Here is a 14,785-nt window from a genome sequence, read left to right as displayed (position 1 = left end):
AAAAAATATAATAACAAGCCGTCAATTTACTGACGGCTTTTTTTAAAAATTTCTTAATTATTTATTGATTCATTTTCAAGCTTATTGCTATTAAATATAAAGCCAGACAAATTACGTTTACTCCAAAAACTTTAAGATATTTAAGTTTTGGGGAAGTATTTTCTCTGAAAAAATTATAATTAATAATTGTTGCGGTGCTTCCCACAATAATGCCAATTGCACCTACGCTAAAAAAGGAAAGAAAAGAGAGCGCACCAATTACATATTCATACCATTTTAATTGGGCAGCCATAACACATCTTTTTCCGTCTATGCTTAAAACTTGAGCAGAAATATCTGGAATGTTCATTTTAGGAAAAGCTTCTACAATTTCATCATTAACTCTTTTTATTAAAAATGGTTTTCCTCTTTCGTTACTTTGTTCTACAATAACTCCATTTTGTTTTAAGGTTGATTTTCCTGAGAAGATATTATTTTCAAATTCAAAATGATCAGTTGGAAAATGGGGAAGTTTAAATTCAAAAGTATTTTTCATTATGGTATTTATTTTGTTTGCAAATGTTTTTAAATGAAAGTTTTATGTCTCTTAAAACATTTTGCAAAATTAATTTCAACCGTAAAGTAGTTTTGATTGTAAAAGTTTAAAAAATTGTAGAATAAGATTTTATTGAAAAAGGTATTTCCTACTGTTTTGATCTGTAAAATGTTGAAAATAAGAGTTATATTTACAAGAGGTTTGATTTTTTAAATAGAAATTAAAATTTTTGCCGAATGAAATTCTTAAGAAAAATAAGTTTTCAGCATAAAATTAAAATCGCAGTGCTGCTTTTTCTATTTCCGTTATTTCTAATCGCTCAAACCGAAACAGATTCTCAAAACAAAGAAGTATGTCCTCCCAAAACTATTTTAGAAATCTTTAAAAAACCCGATTCTACTTTAGTTGTAAAACCCACAAAAAACAATTTTTTCCTCGTAATTCCGGCAATTGGTTCACAGCCCGCAACGGGATTCTTTTTTGGTGCCGTTGCACAGTATACTTTCAAAGGAAAACAAGAATCAGATAAATATTCAGTTGCAAATCTGGGCATAACATATACCGTAAAAAAGCAATGGCTGATTAATGTCAAAAACAATATTCTGCTAAAAAACAACCGAATCTTTTTAAGCGGCGATTACAGGCTTTACATATTTTCACAACCCAACTACGGACTCGGAACAGATATAATTCCGCCGCACCGGGATCAGGAACCTGGTTTTAGCATTGATTCTTTGGCACAGGAAATGGATTATAATTATTTCAAATTTCATCAAACCGCTTCTTTCGAAGTAAGAAAGAATTTTTATGTAGGCGCAGGAATCAATATCGATTGGTACACCAATATAAAAGACAAAGAATTAGATGTTGAAAACGGAAATCTAACGTATCATTATAATTATAATCAGGAACACGGTTTTGATAATTTAGAATATTTTCTAACCGGAGTAAGTTTTAATATGGTTTACGATTCGAGAGACAATCAGGTGAATTCTTCCAGAGGCTGGTTTGCGAATATCAATTATCGTTTTAATCCCGTATTTTTTGATAATCAAAAATATAGTAATGTTTTGTATGCCGAATATCGAAATTTTATTCCGCTTTCGCAGAAAAATACGCGTTACATTCTCGGAATCTGGGCTTACGGACAGTTTGTAACAAGAGGTGATGTTCCGTATTTAAATCTGCCCGCAATTGGCTGGGATCAGCGCAGCAGAAGCGGAGAAGGCTACACACAGGGATTATTTAGAGGAAACGGACTTGTGTATCTTTCAACAGAATTCAGGTTTCCTATTACATGTAACCAAATGCTTAGCGGTGTAGCTTTTACCAATTTTGTAACCGCTAGCAATAAAGACAATGATGTTTCACTTTTTCATGCTATTCAGCCCACGATTGGTATTGGCCTTAGAATATTAATCGATAAAAAAACACGCACCAACTTGATTGTCGATAATGCGTGGGGAAATAATTCTAAAGGTTTTTATCTAAATGCAGGAGAAACTTTTTAATGTTTAATTTTGTTAAGTGTTTGATATGGTGAATTTTATGTTTTAAAATGTAAGAAATTACAATAAAAAATATTAAATTTGGCTAACCATTTAACTTTCAAACACATAATTTATGAAACAGTACAGTTTATTATTAGCAGTATTCCTGTCGGCGATAGGAATGCAGGCTCAGGATGCAAGGTCTTTTTCGCTTAATTTGTATGGCGGTTATAATTTTTCAGATGAGCTGGATTACGACGGTTTTTCTGCAACAATTGAAGATGGATTTCAATATGGAGCAGGATTTGAATATTTCTTTTCAACAAATAACTCAGTTGAGTTAAAGTATTTAAGATCAGATGTGAAAATACCTTTTTATGATCCGATAGGAGACCAGATTAACGCTGGAAACGATAAAGGTGCCTTCAATTTTATTCTCGCAGATTTTACTCATTATTTTGATACAGGAACAAATCTTTTGCCTTATTTAGGAGCAGGAGCAGGAGTTAGTATTTTAGAAACACCTCAAGGCGGAAGCGGAACTTATTTTGCCTGGGATGTAAAAGGAGGAGTAAAGATTAAAACAGCTTCAACCGTTTCTGTAAATATTAATGCTTATTTACAGTCAATGTCAGCAGCTGTCGGAGACAGTTATTATTGGACTTATTATGGCCCGGTTGCGGTTCAGGATTATGTTTCGACATTCCAATTTGGGCTTGGAGCAGTATTGAGTTTTAATTTTAAAAATTAGAAAAGAATTTCCAAATTTTATTTAAAAAGAATAAGAAAGCATTCGTAAAAGCGGGTGCTTTTTTTGTGCTTTTTAAAGTCGTTGTTCATAATTAAATCATAATTTACAACTATTATGAATAATATTTTTGAACTCAATCCTTATTTTTGTTGTATATACAAATTAATATGAAGTTACTAATAGTCGAAGACGAACCAAATCTTTTATCGATTTTACGGAAAGGATTTGCCGAAAATAACAACGAAGTAAGTGTGGCTATGGATGGCAAAACTGCCCTTGAAATGATTCACAATTATAACTTTGATGTTGTCGTTTTAGACGTTATGTTACCGGATATTAACGGAATCGAGATTTGCCGCAGACTCCGTGCCAGCAAAAATTTTGTTCCCATTTTACTTTTAACAGCGCTGGGAACTTCAGAAAACATTGTTACCGGACTTAATTCTGGTGCCGATGATTATTTGGTTAAGCCTTTTAAATTTGGAGAACTTGATGCAAGAGTAAATGCTTTACACCGAAGAGCGCATCAGGAAACGGATAAAATCGACGTAATTACGATTGGCGATTTAGAAATAAACGGACGTGCAAAAACGGTTAAAAGAGAAGGAGAATCGATAATTTTAACGGCAAAAGAGTTTAAATTACTGTATTATTTGGGGAAAAATTCCGGAAGAATTGTTTCCCGCGATCAGATTTTAGATAACGTTTGGGATATTAATTTTGATATGAATACCAATGTTGTCGATGTATATATTACGTATTTAAGAAAAAAAGTAGATAAACCTTTTAAAACCAAACTTATTCATACCATGAAAGGTTTAGGTTATGTTATAAAGCCATAGAATGGATATCAGAAAAAAAATTACTTTTACTTATGTAGCACTTTCTACCTTTAGTACATTGCTATTGAGTATAATAGTATTTGTTTTATTTAGAGAAAATAACCGTTACCATTTTTTGAAAAGGTTAGAAGACCGTGCCAAAATTGTAGCATCAATTCACTTTCAGCACGATCCTGAAAAAAGCAAATATTATAGTAATTTAAAGAAAAACGGACTGGAAGAACTTATTGAAGAAGAAGAATATGTTCTTAAAATCAACAGTGCCAATAGTTTTGATTACAACACAAATCTAAATCTTCCAAATAAGTTTTATTCTAATATTCTGTCAACAGGAAAAGACTATTTTGAAGTTAACAGCAAATATTATCTTGGACAGGTTTTTACCGAAAGCCATCAAAAATACATTGTAATTGTTGGCGCGCGCGACCGACGCGGAAAAACAACGTCAATATATATTATAAAAATATTACTTTTTGGAGGCATAGGTTTTATACTTCTGGCTTTCTTTTTAGGTCGTTTTTTGGCAAAAAGAGTCATTAATCCCGTTGCAAGAATTACCAAAGAAGTAAACCGAATTAGTGCCTCAAATTTGCATAACCGACTTCCGGAAGTGAAAAACTCGGATGAAATTTCAGATTTGACCGAAACGTTTAACGATATGTTAGATAGACTTGAAACGTCATTTGAAATTCAGGCCAACTTTATTAATAATGCTTCACACGAATTAAAAACGCCAATTACAACCATAATTGCAGAGTCGGAAATTATGCTGTTGAAAGAACGTGAAGTTGGAGAATATGTCGAATCATTACAAAATATTTACAGTCAGGCTTCGAGATTAGGAAACCTAACCGAAAGTTTATTAAAATTGACACAAACGGGTTACGACGGAAACAAACAAGTTTTAGATATTGCCCGAATTGATGAATTGTTGTTAGACGTAAAATCAGATTTAGATAAAATTTATCCTGATAACCGTGTCAGCATTAAAATGAATTTTGCACCAAAAGATTCTAATCTGCTTTTAATTCCGTGTAATAAACCGCTTTTAGAACTGGCGATCAATAACATTATTACAAATGGTGTAAAGTATTCCGATAATAATGAAGTATTTGTAACGCTTTCTGCGAATCAGGATGCGATTAAAATTTCGATTAACGATATCGGAATTGGTATTCCGCCAGAAGATATTCCGCATTTGTATGAACCTTTTTTTAGAGGAAAAATTGCGGCTAAATATATTGGTTACGGTTTAGGATTGCCGCTGGCATCAAAAATCATTCGTATGCACGATGGCGAAATACAAGTGCAGTCAGAGCAAAATAAAGGAACAATCGTAACAATCACCTTTAAAAAGATAAATCCTAAAAAGGCTAACATTAAAAAATCTAATGTTGAATCTTAGAAAATTCTAATTTAAGATTAATACCCTTCTAATTTTCAGCCCCTTATTTTGTATGTATAAACTAAAAGATTATACATATGAAAAATTTCCTAATACCTACTACTTTAAAAGATGATACAATTTCTGCTGTAAAATCAGCTATTAGTCAGGCAAAAGAATCAGACTGTGAAATTGTTTTAATGATGGTTGCTGATACTCCAGATGCTTTTTCATCTTCTAATTTTTTACGTGAAATGAGAACCGGACTTACTAAAAGTCAGGAAGAAGTTCTCGAAACCTGCAGATATATGATTGATCATACTAAAAACTGCAAAATTAAAATTCACAATCAATACGGACTTTCGTCTCCAATTTTTAGAGGAATCATCGAGCATTTTGCTGTAAAATTAGTCGTTTTAACACACTCTTATAAGCAGGAAACAAAACGCATTCATCAATATTTGGTACAATTGGCGGCAAATCAAAAATGCCCGATTCTGCATTTAGGAAACGATTTTAAAGAAGATTTTACAAAAGCGCTTTATATAGAAAACAGCGCAGCAAATGTTCATGTAAAAGATGTACAGCACTTTTTAAATGAAAATTTCTCTTATGAAATTGTAAGCCAGACTTCAAGAGTTGATGACAATTACGAAGCAGCGGCGCCTTATTTAACCGAAGCTATTTCAAAATATGAAATTGACCTTTTGGTAGAAACCCGAAAAGGCGAAAAAATCAAATTTAAAAAAGTAAAAAAACAAAACATTAATGAAAAACTGGGGCTTCCAGTACTTTCATTATATGAAGAAACTGTTTAAAACCCGATTTCTTCTAAACAAATATTAATTTAATTAAAACCGAAAATATGTTATTAAAGAAAAGAATACCAATGAAGTACGTTCTCGGGAAAATTAAAGTAGAAATGGCTTTAGTGATTGCTTATACCGTATTGTTCGAAATTTTTCATCACTATTTTGTCACCCTTCCTGTAGATATTCCAATTGCGATTCCAACCATGATTGGAACCATAATCTCTTTATTATTAGCCTTTAAATCGAATCAGGCTTACGATCGCTGGTGGGAAGCGCGAATTGTTTGGGGAGCTGTTGTAAACGATTCGAGAACCTTAATCCGTCAGGTTTTGACATTTTATAAGGATCCTGATTTTTCTGTAGAAGCAAGCGAATTCAAAGAAAATTTTGCCAAAAGACAGATTGCATGGTGTTACAGTTTAGGTCAGGCACTTCGAAATAAAGATGCTGTAAAACCCTTAAAAGGGTTAATGAGTGAAGATGAAATTAGATACATCAAGAACCATCAAAACGTTCCTAACGCAATTTTAATGCTTCATGCACGTGATCTTAAAAATGCTAAAAACGAGAAGAAAATCAACATGTACCAACAAGTTGAAATCGATAATACATTATCGCGATTATGCGATGAAATGGGTAAATGCGAGAGAATCAAGAACACGATTTTTCCAACAACCTACAGTATGTACATTAGATTAACCTTGTGTTTATTTATTTTGTTACTGCCTTTTGGGCTGACAAGTGTATTGAGTTGGTTTGCGATTCCGTTGATTACTGCAATTGCGGCCGCTTTCTTTTTGATCGAAAGAATGGCAATTCACTTGCAAGATCCGTTTGAAAACAGACCAACCGATACGCCGGTTACCACAATTGCAAACACAATCGAAAAAAATATAAAACAAATGCTGAACGAATATCAAAGCGAATTTGATATTCTGAAAGAATTTCATTTAGACGACGAACCTAAGAATGTCGAAAAAGACGCTTATTTCGTGTTATAAGATTTTAATTTTGGTCTTCTTTTAATTGTTGGCTGGACAGTGTATTGGTTAGCGCTGTCCAGCTTTTTTTTTGGAGTTGCTAAGATTCTAAGTTGCTAAGGTTCTGAGTTTTTGTCATTGCGAGGAACGAAGCAATCTCACTAACAAATCGACAAAAAATATAAACACAAACATCTTAAACATAGCCAGTGGTTTCAACCACTGGAGCGCAATTTGAGTTTTTTTATTTTTAAAAGCACACAGTTTTGTCATTTCGACTGAAAGGAGAAATCGCACTAGAAACTCCACACAAATATTCGCCAATCTTTGTCGATTTACGAGTGCGATTTCTCGTCCCTCGAAATGACAAACTATTCGCAATGACTTTACAACTATTTCGTAGCCAATCTCCCTAAAGTTCGAATAGATTCCCTCAATTCATTACTCCACGGAAGTCCAAAACTCAAACGCATACAATTCGAAAATTGATCCTGAAAAGAAAAAATCCTTCCGGGCGCAAAACTGATTTTTTGTTTCATAGCTTCCTGATATAAAGCAGCCGTATCAATTTTTTTATCCAATTCAATCCAGAGAAAAAAACCGCCTTGAGGCTGGCTAACTTTTGTTCCCGGCGGAAAAGATTCTAAAACGGTATTGATATAATTATTGCAATTATGATTTAAGATCTGACGAATTTTACGAAGATGATTTTCATAACGTCCGTTTTTCAAAAAATCGCCCACAACTTCATGTGTAATAGTAGGAGAGGAGAGCGTATGATAAATTTTATTTCTGAGAATTTCTTTTTTAAATTTCCCCGGAGAAACCCAGCCTGCACGATAACCCGGCGCCAGAGTTTTAGAAACCGAACTGCAGCAAAGTACAATGCCACTTTCGTCATACGTTTTACAATTGGTTGGACGACTGGAACCAAAATACAAATCGCCGTGAATATCATCTTCAATAAGCGGAATATTGTAAAACTCCATCAATTTTACAACCTCTTTTTTATGTTCAGCAGGCATCATACTTCCTGATGGATTACTAAAATTACTCATCAGTAAACAAAGCGTAACTTTTTTAGAAGAAAGCGCTTTTTTCAAAGCCTCTAATTCTATTCCCGTTGTCATATTGGTTGGTAATTCCATAATATATAAACCCAAAGATTTAGCCAATTGCAGAATTCCAAAATAAGCAGGACTTTCTGTAATAATAGTATCTCCCGGCTTAGTCAAAGTCATCAAACAATGCGATATCGCACTTGTACATCCGGGAGTTGTAATAATATCTCTTTCTGTTAAAGAACCTCCCCAGCTAAAAGACCATCTTGCAATTTCTTTTCTTAAATTAAGATTCCCTTGTACTTCTTCATAACTGGTCCCGCTATTAGGCAGTTGTCGCATCGCCTGAACCATTCCTTTATTTAATTTTGCAATAGGAAGAAGTTCATTTGATGGAAAACCCAAAGACAGCATCGTAATATTTTTATCGGTCATATTACCGTAAACCTGATCAATTAAATCCTCTCTGTCAATGTTTTGACATTTTAATATAGGACTGCTTGGCGAAGGTGCAGGAATAGTTCTGGTCGAAATATTGGTTACATAATAACCAGACTGCGGGCGCGATTCAATCAGCGAACGGCTTTCGACTTCGTAATACGCTTTGCTGACTGTGCTCATGCTGTAGCCCGTTTCAGAACAGACTTCTCTAATCGAAGGCAGTTTGTCTCCAACATTTAAAAGGCCGGTTTTTATTTGTTTCTCAATAACATCGGCAAACTGTAAATACAAGTAATTGGAACTTTTCATAAAAATAAACTGTTATGCTGCAATTTACAAAAACTGTATCTGTATTGCTGTATTATTTTTCAGAAATTTGTTTAATCAAAAAAATAAAAAAAGAAACCACCGTGAAAACAACAAGATATTATATTGCTGCCATTACCTGTTTTGTAATCTGGGGATTTTTCAGTTTGGTTTTAAAGCCAATACATGATTACCCTTCATTAGATATTTTATTCTACCGTGTTTTCAGCTGCAGCATTTTAATGCTCCTGATTTCTGTTACATTTAGACGAAAAAAAGTCAAAGAAGCGATAGCAACTTTTAAAGCAATGCCAAAAGCAGAAAAGAGAAAATCGGCTTTATTGAATATTGGAGGAAGCGTTTTTCTAATGGCCAATTGGTTCACATTCATTTATGTTATGAATCATGTCAGCGTAAAAGCCACATCTTTGGCGTATTTGGTGTGCCCAATTTTAACCACATTACTGGCTTATTTTATTTTGCATGAAAAACTAAGTAAAACACAATGGATTGCAGTTGGATTAAGTATTTCAGGCTGTCTTCTTTTGTCTTATGCCAATATTATGGATATGTTTTTCAGCATCATAATAGGTTTTACCTATGCGGCATATTTAGTAAGTCAGCGCGTCAATAAAGGTTTTGATAAATTTATAGTCCTTACGTTTCATATTACTTTGGCTGCTTTATTTTTAGTGCCTTTTTTTCCAGCTTACAGCGGACCAATCCCAACAGAATTTAGGTTTTATTTCTGTATCGAAACTATTGCCATTTTATTTACCATTTTCCCGTTGTTCCTTAATTTATATGCACTTTCAGGAATAAACTCTTCAACCGTTGGTATGCTTTTAAACATCAATCCAATGATTGCTTTTTTACTGGCCATGTTTTTCTATAAAGAACCATTTGGGATTGTACAAATTATAGCATACGGCATTATTTTTACTGCAGTGTTAGTTTTTAATTCACATCATATTTTTGCCATAAAACAGAAATATATCCTGTCGTCTAAAGATTCTCAGTAAAATAACTCTTCTTTTTTATTGGTTTAAAAAATGTAAAATTACGAGAATCTTAACAGGGTTTTAAAACAGGAATAAGTATTTTTCATTCCTGTTTTTTTATGCAGTAAAATGAAATATAGGCCACAGATTATACAGATTAAAAGGATTATTTTCTTTGCGTAGAAAGTTGGCCACGAATTACACGAATTTTCACGAATTCAATTTGATTTAAAGAATCAGTATAAAAAAAATAAATTCGTGAAAATTCGTGTAATTCGTGGCAAAAGAAAATCCTCTTAATCTGTATAATCTGTGGCAAAAAAAAATAAAAACCGAATCTCTATTATATGAAACCAGCAAAACTTCAAGCTTTTACTCCATTGTTTTATTTAGTGTGGTCTGATGATCTTTTGACTCAGAAGGAATTTGCCACATTAAAAGAATTTATAAAATCTCAAAAAGCCCTTTCTGCCGAAGAACAGGAATATCTTCTGTCTAAAGTTGATATTTCAAATCCGCCTTCGCGAAATGAACTTTCAAAATGGAAATCAGATATTGAAAAAAGCATTCAGGATAAAACTTCTATCAAATCTATTTTTGATATTGCTGTTGCACTTTCTGATAAAGATTTGGATATTTCATCCTTAGAATCAGATTTTATAAAACTCGAAAATGATCTTGGAATTTTAGGCGAAGAAGCACTTCAAAACTTCAAAACAAAAGCCGATTCTTTTACCGCAAATTCACAAACAACAAGCAATTTTGACATCCAAAAAATAACCGAATTTCTGGACGGAAAAGAAGCTCACATCATAAAAAAAGTAAAATCAATTATTTCAAGACCTGAATTTGCTTACGAAACTTCGACAGATATTAATGTTTTCCGCCAAACGGTTTACAACTGGTGTAAAATTTTAGCTGATGAAAACCTAGGAAATATGGCCTATCCGAAGGAATACGGCGGAGGAGGAAACGTAGAAGATTATTTTGCGATTATGGAAACGCTGAGTTATCACGATTTAAGTTTGGTGATAAAATTTGGCGTTCAGTTTGGACTTTGGGGAATGAGCGTACAGTCTCTTGGAACCGAGAAACATTATGCAAAATATCTAAAAGATATTGGTTCACTAAAGCTTCCGGGATGTTTTGCCATGACCGAAACACATCACGGATCAAACGTAAAAGGTTTAGAAACTACAGCAACATATAATCATAGCGATCAGACTTTTACAATTCATACGCCAAATAAAAATGCTCAAAAAGAATATATTGGGAATGCAGCAGTTCATGGACAAATGGCAACTGTTTTTGCTAAACTAATTATAGACGATAACGATTATGGCGTAAACGCTTTTGTAGTTCCGTTAAGAGATACAAACGGAAATACTCTAAAAGGCGTTACAATTGGTGACTGCGGACATAAAATGGGATTAAATGGAGTAGACAACGGAACAATTAGTTTTGATAATGTCGTGATTCCGAAAGAAGATATGCTCGATCGTTTTGCTTCTGTAAATGATAAAGGCGAATTTGAAAGTCCGATTCCGAGTGATAACAGAAGGTTTTTTACCATGTTAGGAACTTTAGTTGGAGGAAGAATCGGAATTCCGCGTTCGGCTTTGGCTGCAGCCAAATCTGGATTGACCATTGCCATTCGCTACAGCGACCAACGCCGACAATTTGGCCCAGAAGGCGGGTCAGAAGTTCCGATTTTAAATTACAGAATGCACCAACGCAGATTGTTACCGCATTTGGCTAAAACGTATGCTGTTCATTTTGCACTTCAATATCTAACAAACAGATTTTTGAACAGAACAGAAAGCGAAATGCAGGAAATCGAAGCACTTGCAGCCGGAATGAAATCCTATTCAACCTGGAGTACAAGAGATATTTTACAGGAATGTCGTGAAGCGTGCGGTGGAAAAGGTTATTTATCTGAAAACAGAATTGACGCTTTAAAAAATGACACTGAAATTTACACCACTTTTGAAGGTGATAATACCGTTTTAATGCAATTGGTTGCTAAAAACCGTTTGTCTGAATTCAGAAAATCTTTCGGAGAAATGGGTTCTTTAGGAATCATCAATTATGTGTACGAAAATGCCAAAACAGCGATAACTGAAAAAAATCCAATCGCAACAAGAAGATCAGACGACGAACATTTACTTGACGGCGAATTTCATCTGCAGGCTTTTGTGCATAGAGAAAAAACAATTCTCGCTTCGGCAGCAAGACGTATCAAGAAATTAGTCGACGGCGGATTAGAAGCTTATGATGCTTTTAATGTTGTGCAGCATCAAATGATAGATGTTGCTCAGGCTTATTTGGAACGTATTGTTTTAGAACAATTTCAGGAAGCAATCAAAGCAATTGAAGATCAAAACTCAAAACAAATATTGACAAAATTATATCAATTATATGCGCTTTCGCAGATAGAAAAAAACAAAGCGTGGTATCTTGAAGATGGATATATGGAAGCGGTGAAAACAAAAGCAGTCCGTAAAATAGTCAATCAGCTTTGCTGGGATATTCGCCCGGATGCTGTTGCGTTGGTAAACGCTTTTGATATTCCGGAGAGTTGTTTGGCAGCGCCTATTGTGGTGTAGTTTTTAAATATTTTTTAAACCATATAAGTGATATAAGGTTTTTAAGTTTTTAGAGGAACTTTGTCTAAGTTTTAAACTTTGACAAAGTTTGATTTTTTAACACAAGGTTTGTCATTCTGAGGAACGAAGAATCTTCGTAAGTGACTCGACAAAGATTGTCGATTTTGTTTGCGGAATTACTAACGAAGATTCTTCGTTCCTCAGAATGACAAGATTATGTGTAATTGATTTTTTGTAATATCAATTTAATAATGTAATAAATTTATTTATATCAAAAAGAATAAATCAAATCATTTTACTATTAAAATAACCAGCCTTTTGAAAATCGTCTATATTCATAGAAATCGACTTCACTTCAGGCAAAATAGTATTTAATTTCGTTACGATTGCTTTTGATAAATTGTTTTTTTGTTCCTCATTTCGGCCTTCCATTATATAACCAAAAACATGAATAAAATCACTCAAAGTATTGCCATTATTATAATGTGAGAAAGGATTTATGCGAACTTTAATTTCTGGTGCGGTAAAAAGATCTGTTGATAAAGCTGAATTAAAAACTTCCTGCATGATGTCATCTGCAGATTTTAATCTTAATACATTTTCAGAACATTCGATAATAAAATTTGGCATTTGATAGTAGTTTAAGTTAGAAATTCAATACAATCAAAATTATAAAAACATTATTAGTTTTAGGTTATTTTGCGAGATATATAAATAATTCATTTTTCTGTTCACACTTTATTATATTTGTACGTTATATTTATTTTTTACTCAGTTTGAAAAATCCACTTTTGTTACTTTTTATCATCTTGATGAGCTTTCCGGTTTTGGCTTCGGAAAGTACAGATGACATTATCGCAAAATTAAATCTGGCGCTAAAAAATAAAGAACATTATGTTCGGTTAAAAGAAGAACGAATTCTTAACTTCAAGAAAATTAAATCGGATGATTTAACGAAAGAACAAGAATACAATTACAATAAAACCTTATATACAGAATACCAGAAATTCAATTCAGATTCGGCTATTTTATACGTAAAAAAGAATTTAAAAATTGCCGATCATCTTCATGATAAAGATTTGGCAGATTTAGCCAATCTGCAATTAGTTACACTTTATTCCTCTTCAGGAAAATACCGAGAATCTGAAGCCATTTTAAAAAGTATTGACAAAAGTAAATTGTCAAAATCCCTGCTTCCCAACTATTTTGTTTCGTATCGCGAATTTTTTGAGCATTACGCGGCAAACAGTTATAGCAAAGAATATTTGCAGCAAATTCAAAAATACCGTGATTCATTATTGATGGTTTTAGATCCAAAATCTATCAACTATCAAATCAATAAAATTCAGCACGATGTATATCACAAAAAGCTTGTTAGTGCCCAAAAGCAATTAATGAATCTGCTTAAAAATACCAGCGAAGATGATCCGCAATATGCCATGATTACGTATTTGCTTGGGAACATTTATGAGCATACACATCAGTTGGAATTGCGAAAAAAATATTATGCACTTTCTGCAACTGCCGATATTAAAAATGCCAATAAAGACAATGCTTCGCTGCAGGAATTAGCTTTGGTTTTTTATGAAATTGAAGATGTCGATATGGCGTATAAACTCACACAATCGGCAATTGAAGACGCGCTTTATTGTAATGTACAGTTTCGAACGCTTTTAATGTCTGAAGTATATTCGATTATTAATACCGTTTATTTAGAAAAAGAAGCCAAACGAAAAACAGAATTACAACTTTATTTAATCTGTATCAGTTTGCTTTCTGTATTTTTAATTATTGCGGTTATTTACGTTTATAAACAAATGAAAAAGGTTTCGAGAATTAGAGGAGAACTCTATGAAACCAGTCAAAAATTAGCCGAATTAAATCAGGATATTACCGAAACCAATAATCAGCTGCAGGAACGTAACGCACAATTATCTGAATCGAATCATATCAAGGAAGAATATATTGCGCATTTTTTCAGCCTTTGCTCGACTTACATTAATAAACTGGAGAATTACCGCATCATTTTAAATAAAAAGGCAACGGCAAAACAATTCGACGAAATCTACAAAATGCTAAAGTCAACGACTTTGGTTGATACAGAATTAGAAGAATTGTATAAAAACTTCGATATCATTTTCCTGAATCTATATCCTACTTTTGTAAAAGACTTTAATACGCTTTTAATTAAAGAAGAACAAATTGTTTTAAAACAAGGAGAATTGCTGAATACCGAGCTTCGAATTTTTGCTTTGATTCGTTTAGGAATTAACGACAGTGTAAAAATTGCGGCCTTTCTTCGTTACTCTTTAAGTACAATTTACAATTATCGAACAAGAGCCCGAAATAAAGCGGCAGTTTCGAGAAATGATTTTGAAGAAATGGTCATGAAAATAGGTTTAATTACATTGAAAATGTAAAGATTTATTTTAAAATCACTACTTTTTTTGCGTCTTATTTTTTGTTAAAAAATTGATAATCAATATTTTAATTTTTTAATTCACTACTTTTTTTCGTTTAAAAATTCAAAACGAACTATAACGTTTTAGCTTTACAATATTATTAAAAGGTACAAT

12 protein-coding genes are annotated in these 14,785 nt (G+C 33.0%); 9 read left to right on the top strand and 3 right to left on the bottom strand.

Annotated elements, in window-relative coordinates:
- Nucleotides 1-61: 61 nt before the first annotated feature.
- Nucleotides 62-535, bottom strand: coding sequence for a hypothetical protein (locus tag B3C18_RS07030; protein ID WP_291144487.1), 474 nt, complete (start codon nucleotides 533-535; stop codon nucleotides 62-64).
- Between the two features lie 236 nt (nucleotides 536-771).
- Here B3C18_RS07030 and B3C18_RS07025 point away from each other — a divergent pair, with 236 nt between their 5' ends.
- The 6 genes from B3C18_RS07025 (at nucleotide 772) to B3C18_RS07000 (ending at nucleotide 6,815) form a co-directional block, all read left to right on the top strand.
- A complete protein-coding gene (locus B3C18_RS07025) occupies nucleotides 772-2,046 on the top strand; it encodes a BamA/TamA family outer membrane protein (protein WP_291144484.1) in 1,275 nt (424 codons plus the stop codon).
- A 112-nt stretch (nucleotides 2,047-2,158) separates the two neighbouring features.
- Nucleotides 2,159-2,776 (top strand): outer membrane beta-barrel protein, encoded by a 618-nt coding sequence (locus B3C18_RS07020; RefSeq protein WP_291144481.1) that lies wholly within the window; start codon nucleotides 2,159-2,161, stop codon nucleotides 2,774-2,776.
- 167 nt (nucleotides 2,777-2,943) lie between these two features.
- Nucleotides 2,944-3,618, top strand: a complete 675-nt coding sequence (locus tag B3C18_RS07015) for a response regulator transcription factor (RefSeq protein WP_291144478.1) — start codon at nucleotides 2,944-2,946, stop codon at nucleotides 3,616-3,618.
- A 1-nt stretch (nucleotide 3,619) separates the two neighbouring features.
- Entirely contained in the window at nucleotides 3,620-5,023 is a 1,404-nt protein-coding gene (locus B3C18_RS07010) for a sensor histidine kinase (RefSeq protein ID WP_291144475.1), read from the top strand.
- Between the two features lie 77 nt (nucleotides 5,024-5,100).
- Nucleotides 5,101-5,820 carry a hypothetical protein gene (locus B3C18_RS07005; protein ID WP_291144472.1) on the top strand — a complete coding sequence of 240 codons (720 nt, stop codon included), beginning with the start codon at nucleotides 5,101-5,103 and terminating at the stop codon, nucleotides 5,818-5,820.
- A gap of 47 nt (nucleotides 5,821-5,867) precedes the next feature.
- On the top strand, nucleotides 5,868-6,815 hold the full coding sequence (locus tag B3C18_RS07000; protein WP_349680562.1) for a bestrophin family protein: 948 nt from the start codon (nucleotides 5,868-5,870) through the stop codon (nucleotides 6,813-6,815).
- Nucleotides 6,816-7,186: 371 nt separating this feature from the next.
- Here the strand turns inward: B3C18_RS07000 and B3C18_RS06995 are convergent, their stop codons facing one another.
- Nucleotides 7,187-8,605 (bottom strand): PLP-dependent aminotransferase family protein, encoded by a 1,419-nt coding sequence (locus B3C18_RS06995; RefSeq protein WP_291144466.1) that lies wholly within the window; start codon nucleotides 8,603-8,605, stop codon nucleotides 7,187-7,189.
- Nucleotides 8,606-8,706: 101 nt separating this feature from the next.
- Between B3C18_RS06995 and B3C18_RS06990 the strand changes: the two genes are divergently transcribed.
- Both B3C18_RS06990 and B3C18_RS06985 read left to right on the top strand, forming a co-directional pair.
- Complete coding sequence (locus tag B3C18_RS06990) at nucleotides 8,707-9,624, top strand: EamA family transporter (RefSeq protein WP_291144463.1); 918 nt, start codon at nucleotides 8,707-8,709, stop codon at nucleotides 9,622-9,624.
- Between the two features lie 326 nt (nucleotides 9,625-9,950).
- A complete protein-coding gene (locus tag B3C18_RS06985; RefSeq protein WP_291144460.1) occupies nucleotides 9,951-12,209 on the top strand; it encodes an acyl-CoA dehydrogenase in 2,259 nt (752 codons plus the stop codon).
- 285 nt (nucleotides 12,210-12,494) lie between these two features.
- Here B3C18_RS06985 and B3C18_RS06980 read toward each other — a convergent pair whose 3' ends face one another.
- Nucleotides 12,495-12,839 carry a 5-carboxymethyl-2-hydroxymuconate Delta-isomerase gene (locus B3C18_RS06980; RefSeq protein ID WP_256634526.1) on the bottom strand — a complete coding sequence of 115 codons (345 nt, stop codon included), beginning with the start codon at nucleotides 12,837-12,839 and terminating at the stop codon, nucleotides 12,495-12,497.
- A gap of 161 nt (nucleotides 12,840-13,000) precedes the next feature.
- Here B3C18_RS06980 and B3C18_RS06975 point away from each other — a divergent pair, with 161 nt between their 5' ends.
- Nucleotides 13,001-14,629 carry a DUF6377 domain-containing protein gene (locus B3C18_RS06975; protein ID WP_291144456.1) on the top strand — a complete coding sequence of 543 codons (1,629 nt, stop codon included), beginning with the start codon at nucleotides 13,001-13,003 and terminating at the stop codon, nucleotides 14,627-14,629.
- Nucleotides 14,630-14,785 lie beyond the last annotated feature (156 nt).

It is taken from the genome of Flavobacterium sp. UBA7680, from assembly GCF_002482975.1.
Taxonomy (GTDB): domain Bacteria; phylum Bacteroidota; class Bacteroidia; order Flavobacteriales; family Flavobacteriaceae; genus Flavobacterium.
This window is presented reverse-complemented; position numbering and strand designations above follow the sequence as displayed.

Coding starts and splice junctions, on each gene's coding strand:
- B3C18_RS07015 (WP_291144478.1), top strand. CDS start 2,944: ATGAAGTTACTAATAGTCGAAGACGAACCAAATCTTTTATCGATTTTA.
- B3C18_RS06980 (WP_256634526.1), bottom strand. CDS start 12,839: ATGCCAAATTTTATTATCGAATGTTCTGAAAATGTATTAAGATTAAAA.
- B3C18_RS07020 (WP_291144481.1), top strand. CDS start 2,159: ATGAAACAGTACAGTTTATTATTAGCAGTATTCCTGTCGGCGATAGGA.
- B3C18_RS07025 (WP_291144484.1), top strand. CDS start 772: ATGAAATTCTTAAGAAAAATAAGTTTTCAGCATAAAATTAAAATCGCA.
- B3C18_RS07010 (WP_291144475.1), top strand. CDS start 3,620: ATGGATATCAGAAAAAAAATTACTTTTACTTATGTAGCACTTTCTACC.
- B3C18_RS07000 (WP_349680562.1), top strand. CDS start 5,868: ATGTTATTAAAGAAAAGAATACCAATGAAGTACGTTCTCGGGAAAATT.
- B3C18_RS07005 (WP_291144472.1), top strand. CDS start 5,101: ATGAAAAATTTCCTAATACCTACTACTTTAAAAGATGATACAATTTCT.
- B3C18_RS06985 (WP_291144460.1), top strand. CDS start 9,951: ATGAAACCAGCAAAACTTCAAGCTTTTACTCCATTGTTTTATTTAGTG.
- B3C18_RS06995 (WP_291144466.1), bottom strand. CDS start 8,605: ATGAAAAGTTCCAATTACTTGTATTTACAGTTTGCCGATGTTATTGAG.
- B3C18_RS07030 (WP_291144487.1), bottom strand. CDS start 535: ATGAAAAATACTTTTGAATTTAAACTTCCCCATTTTCCAACTGATCAT.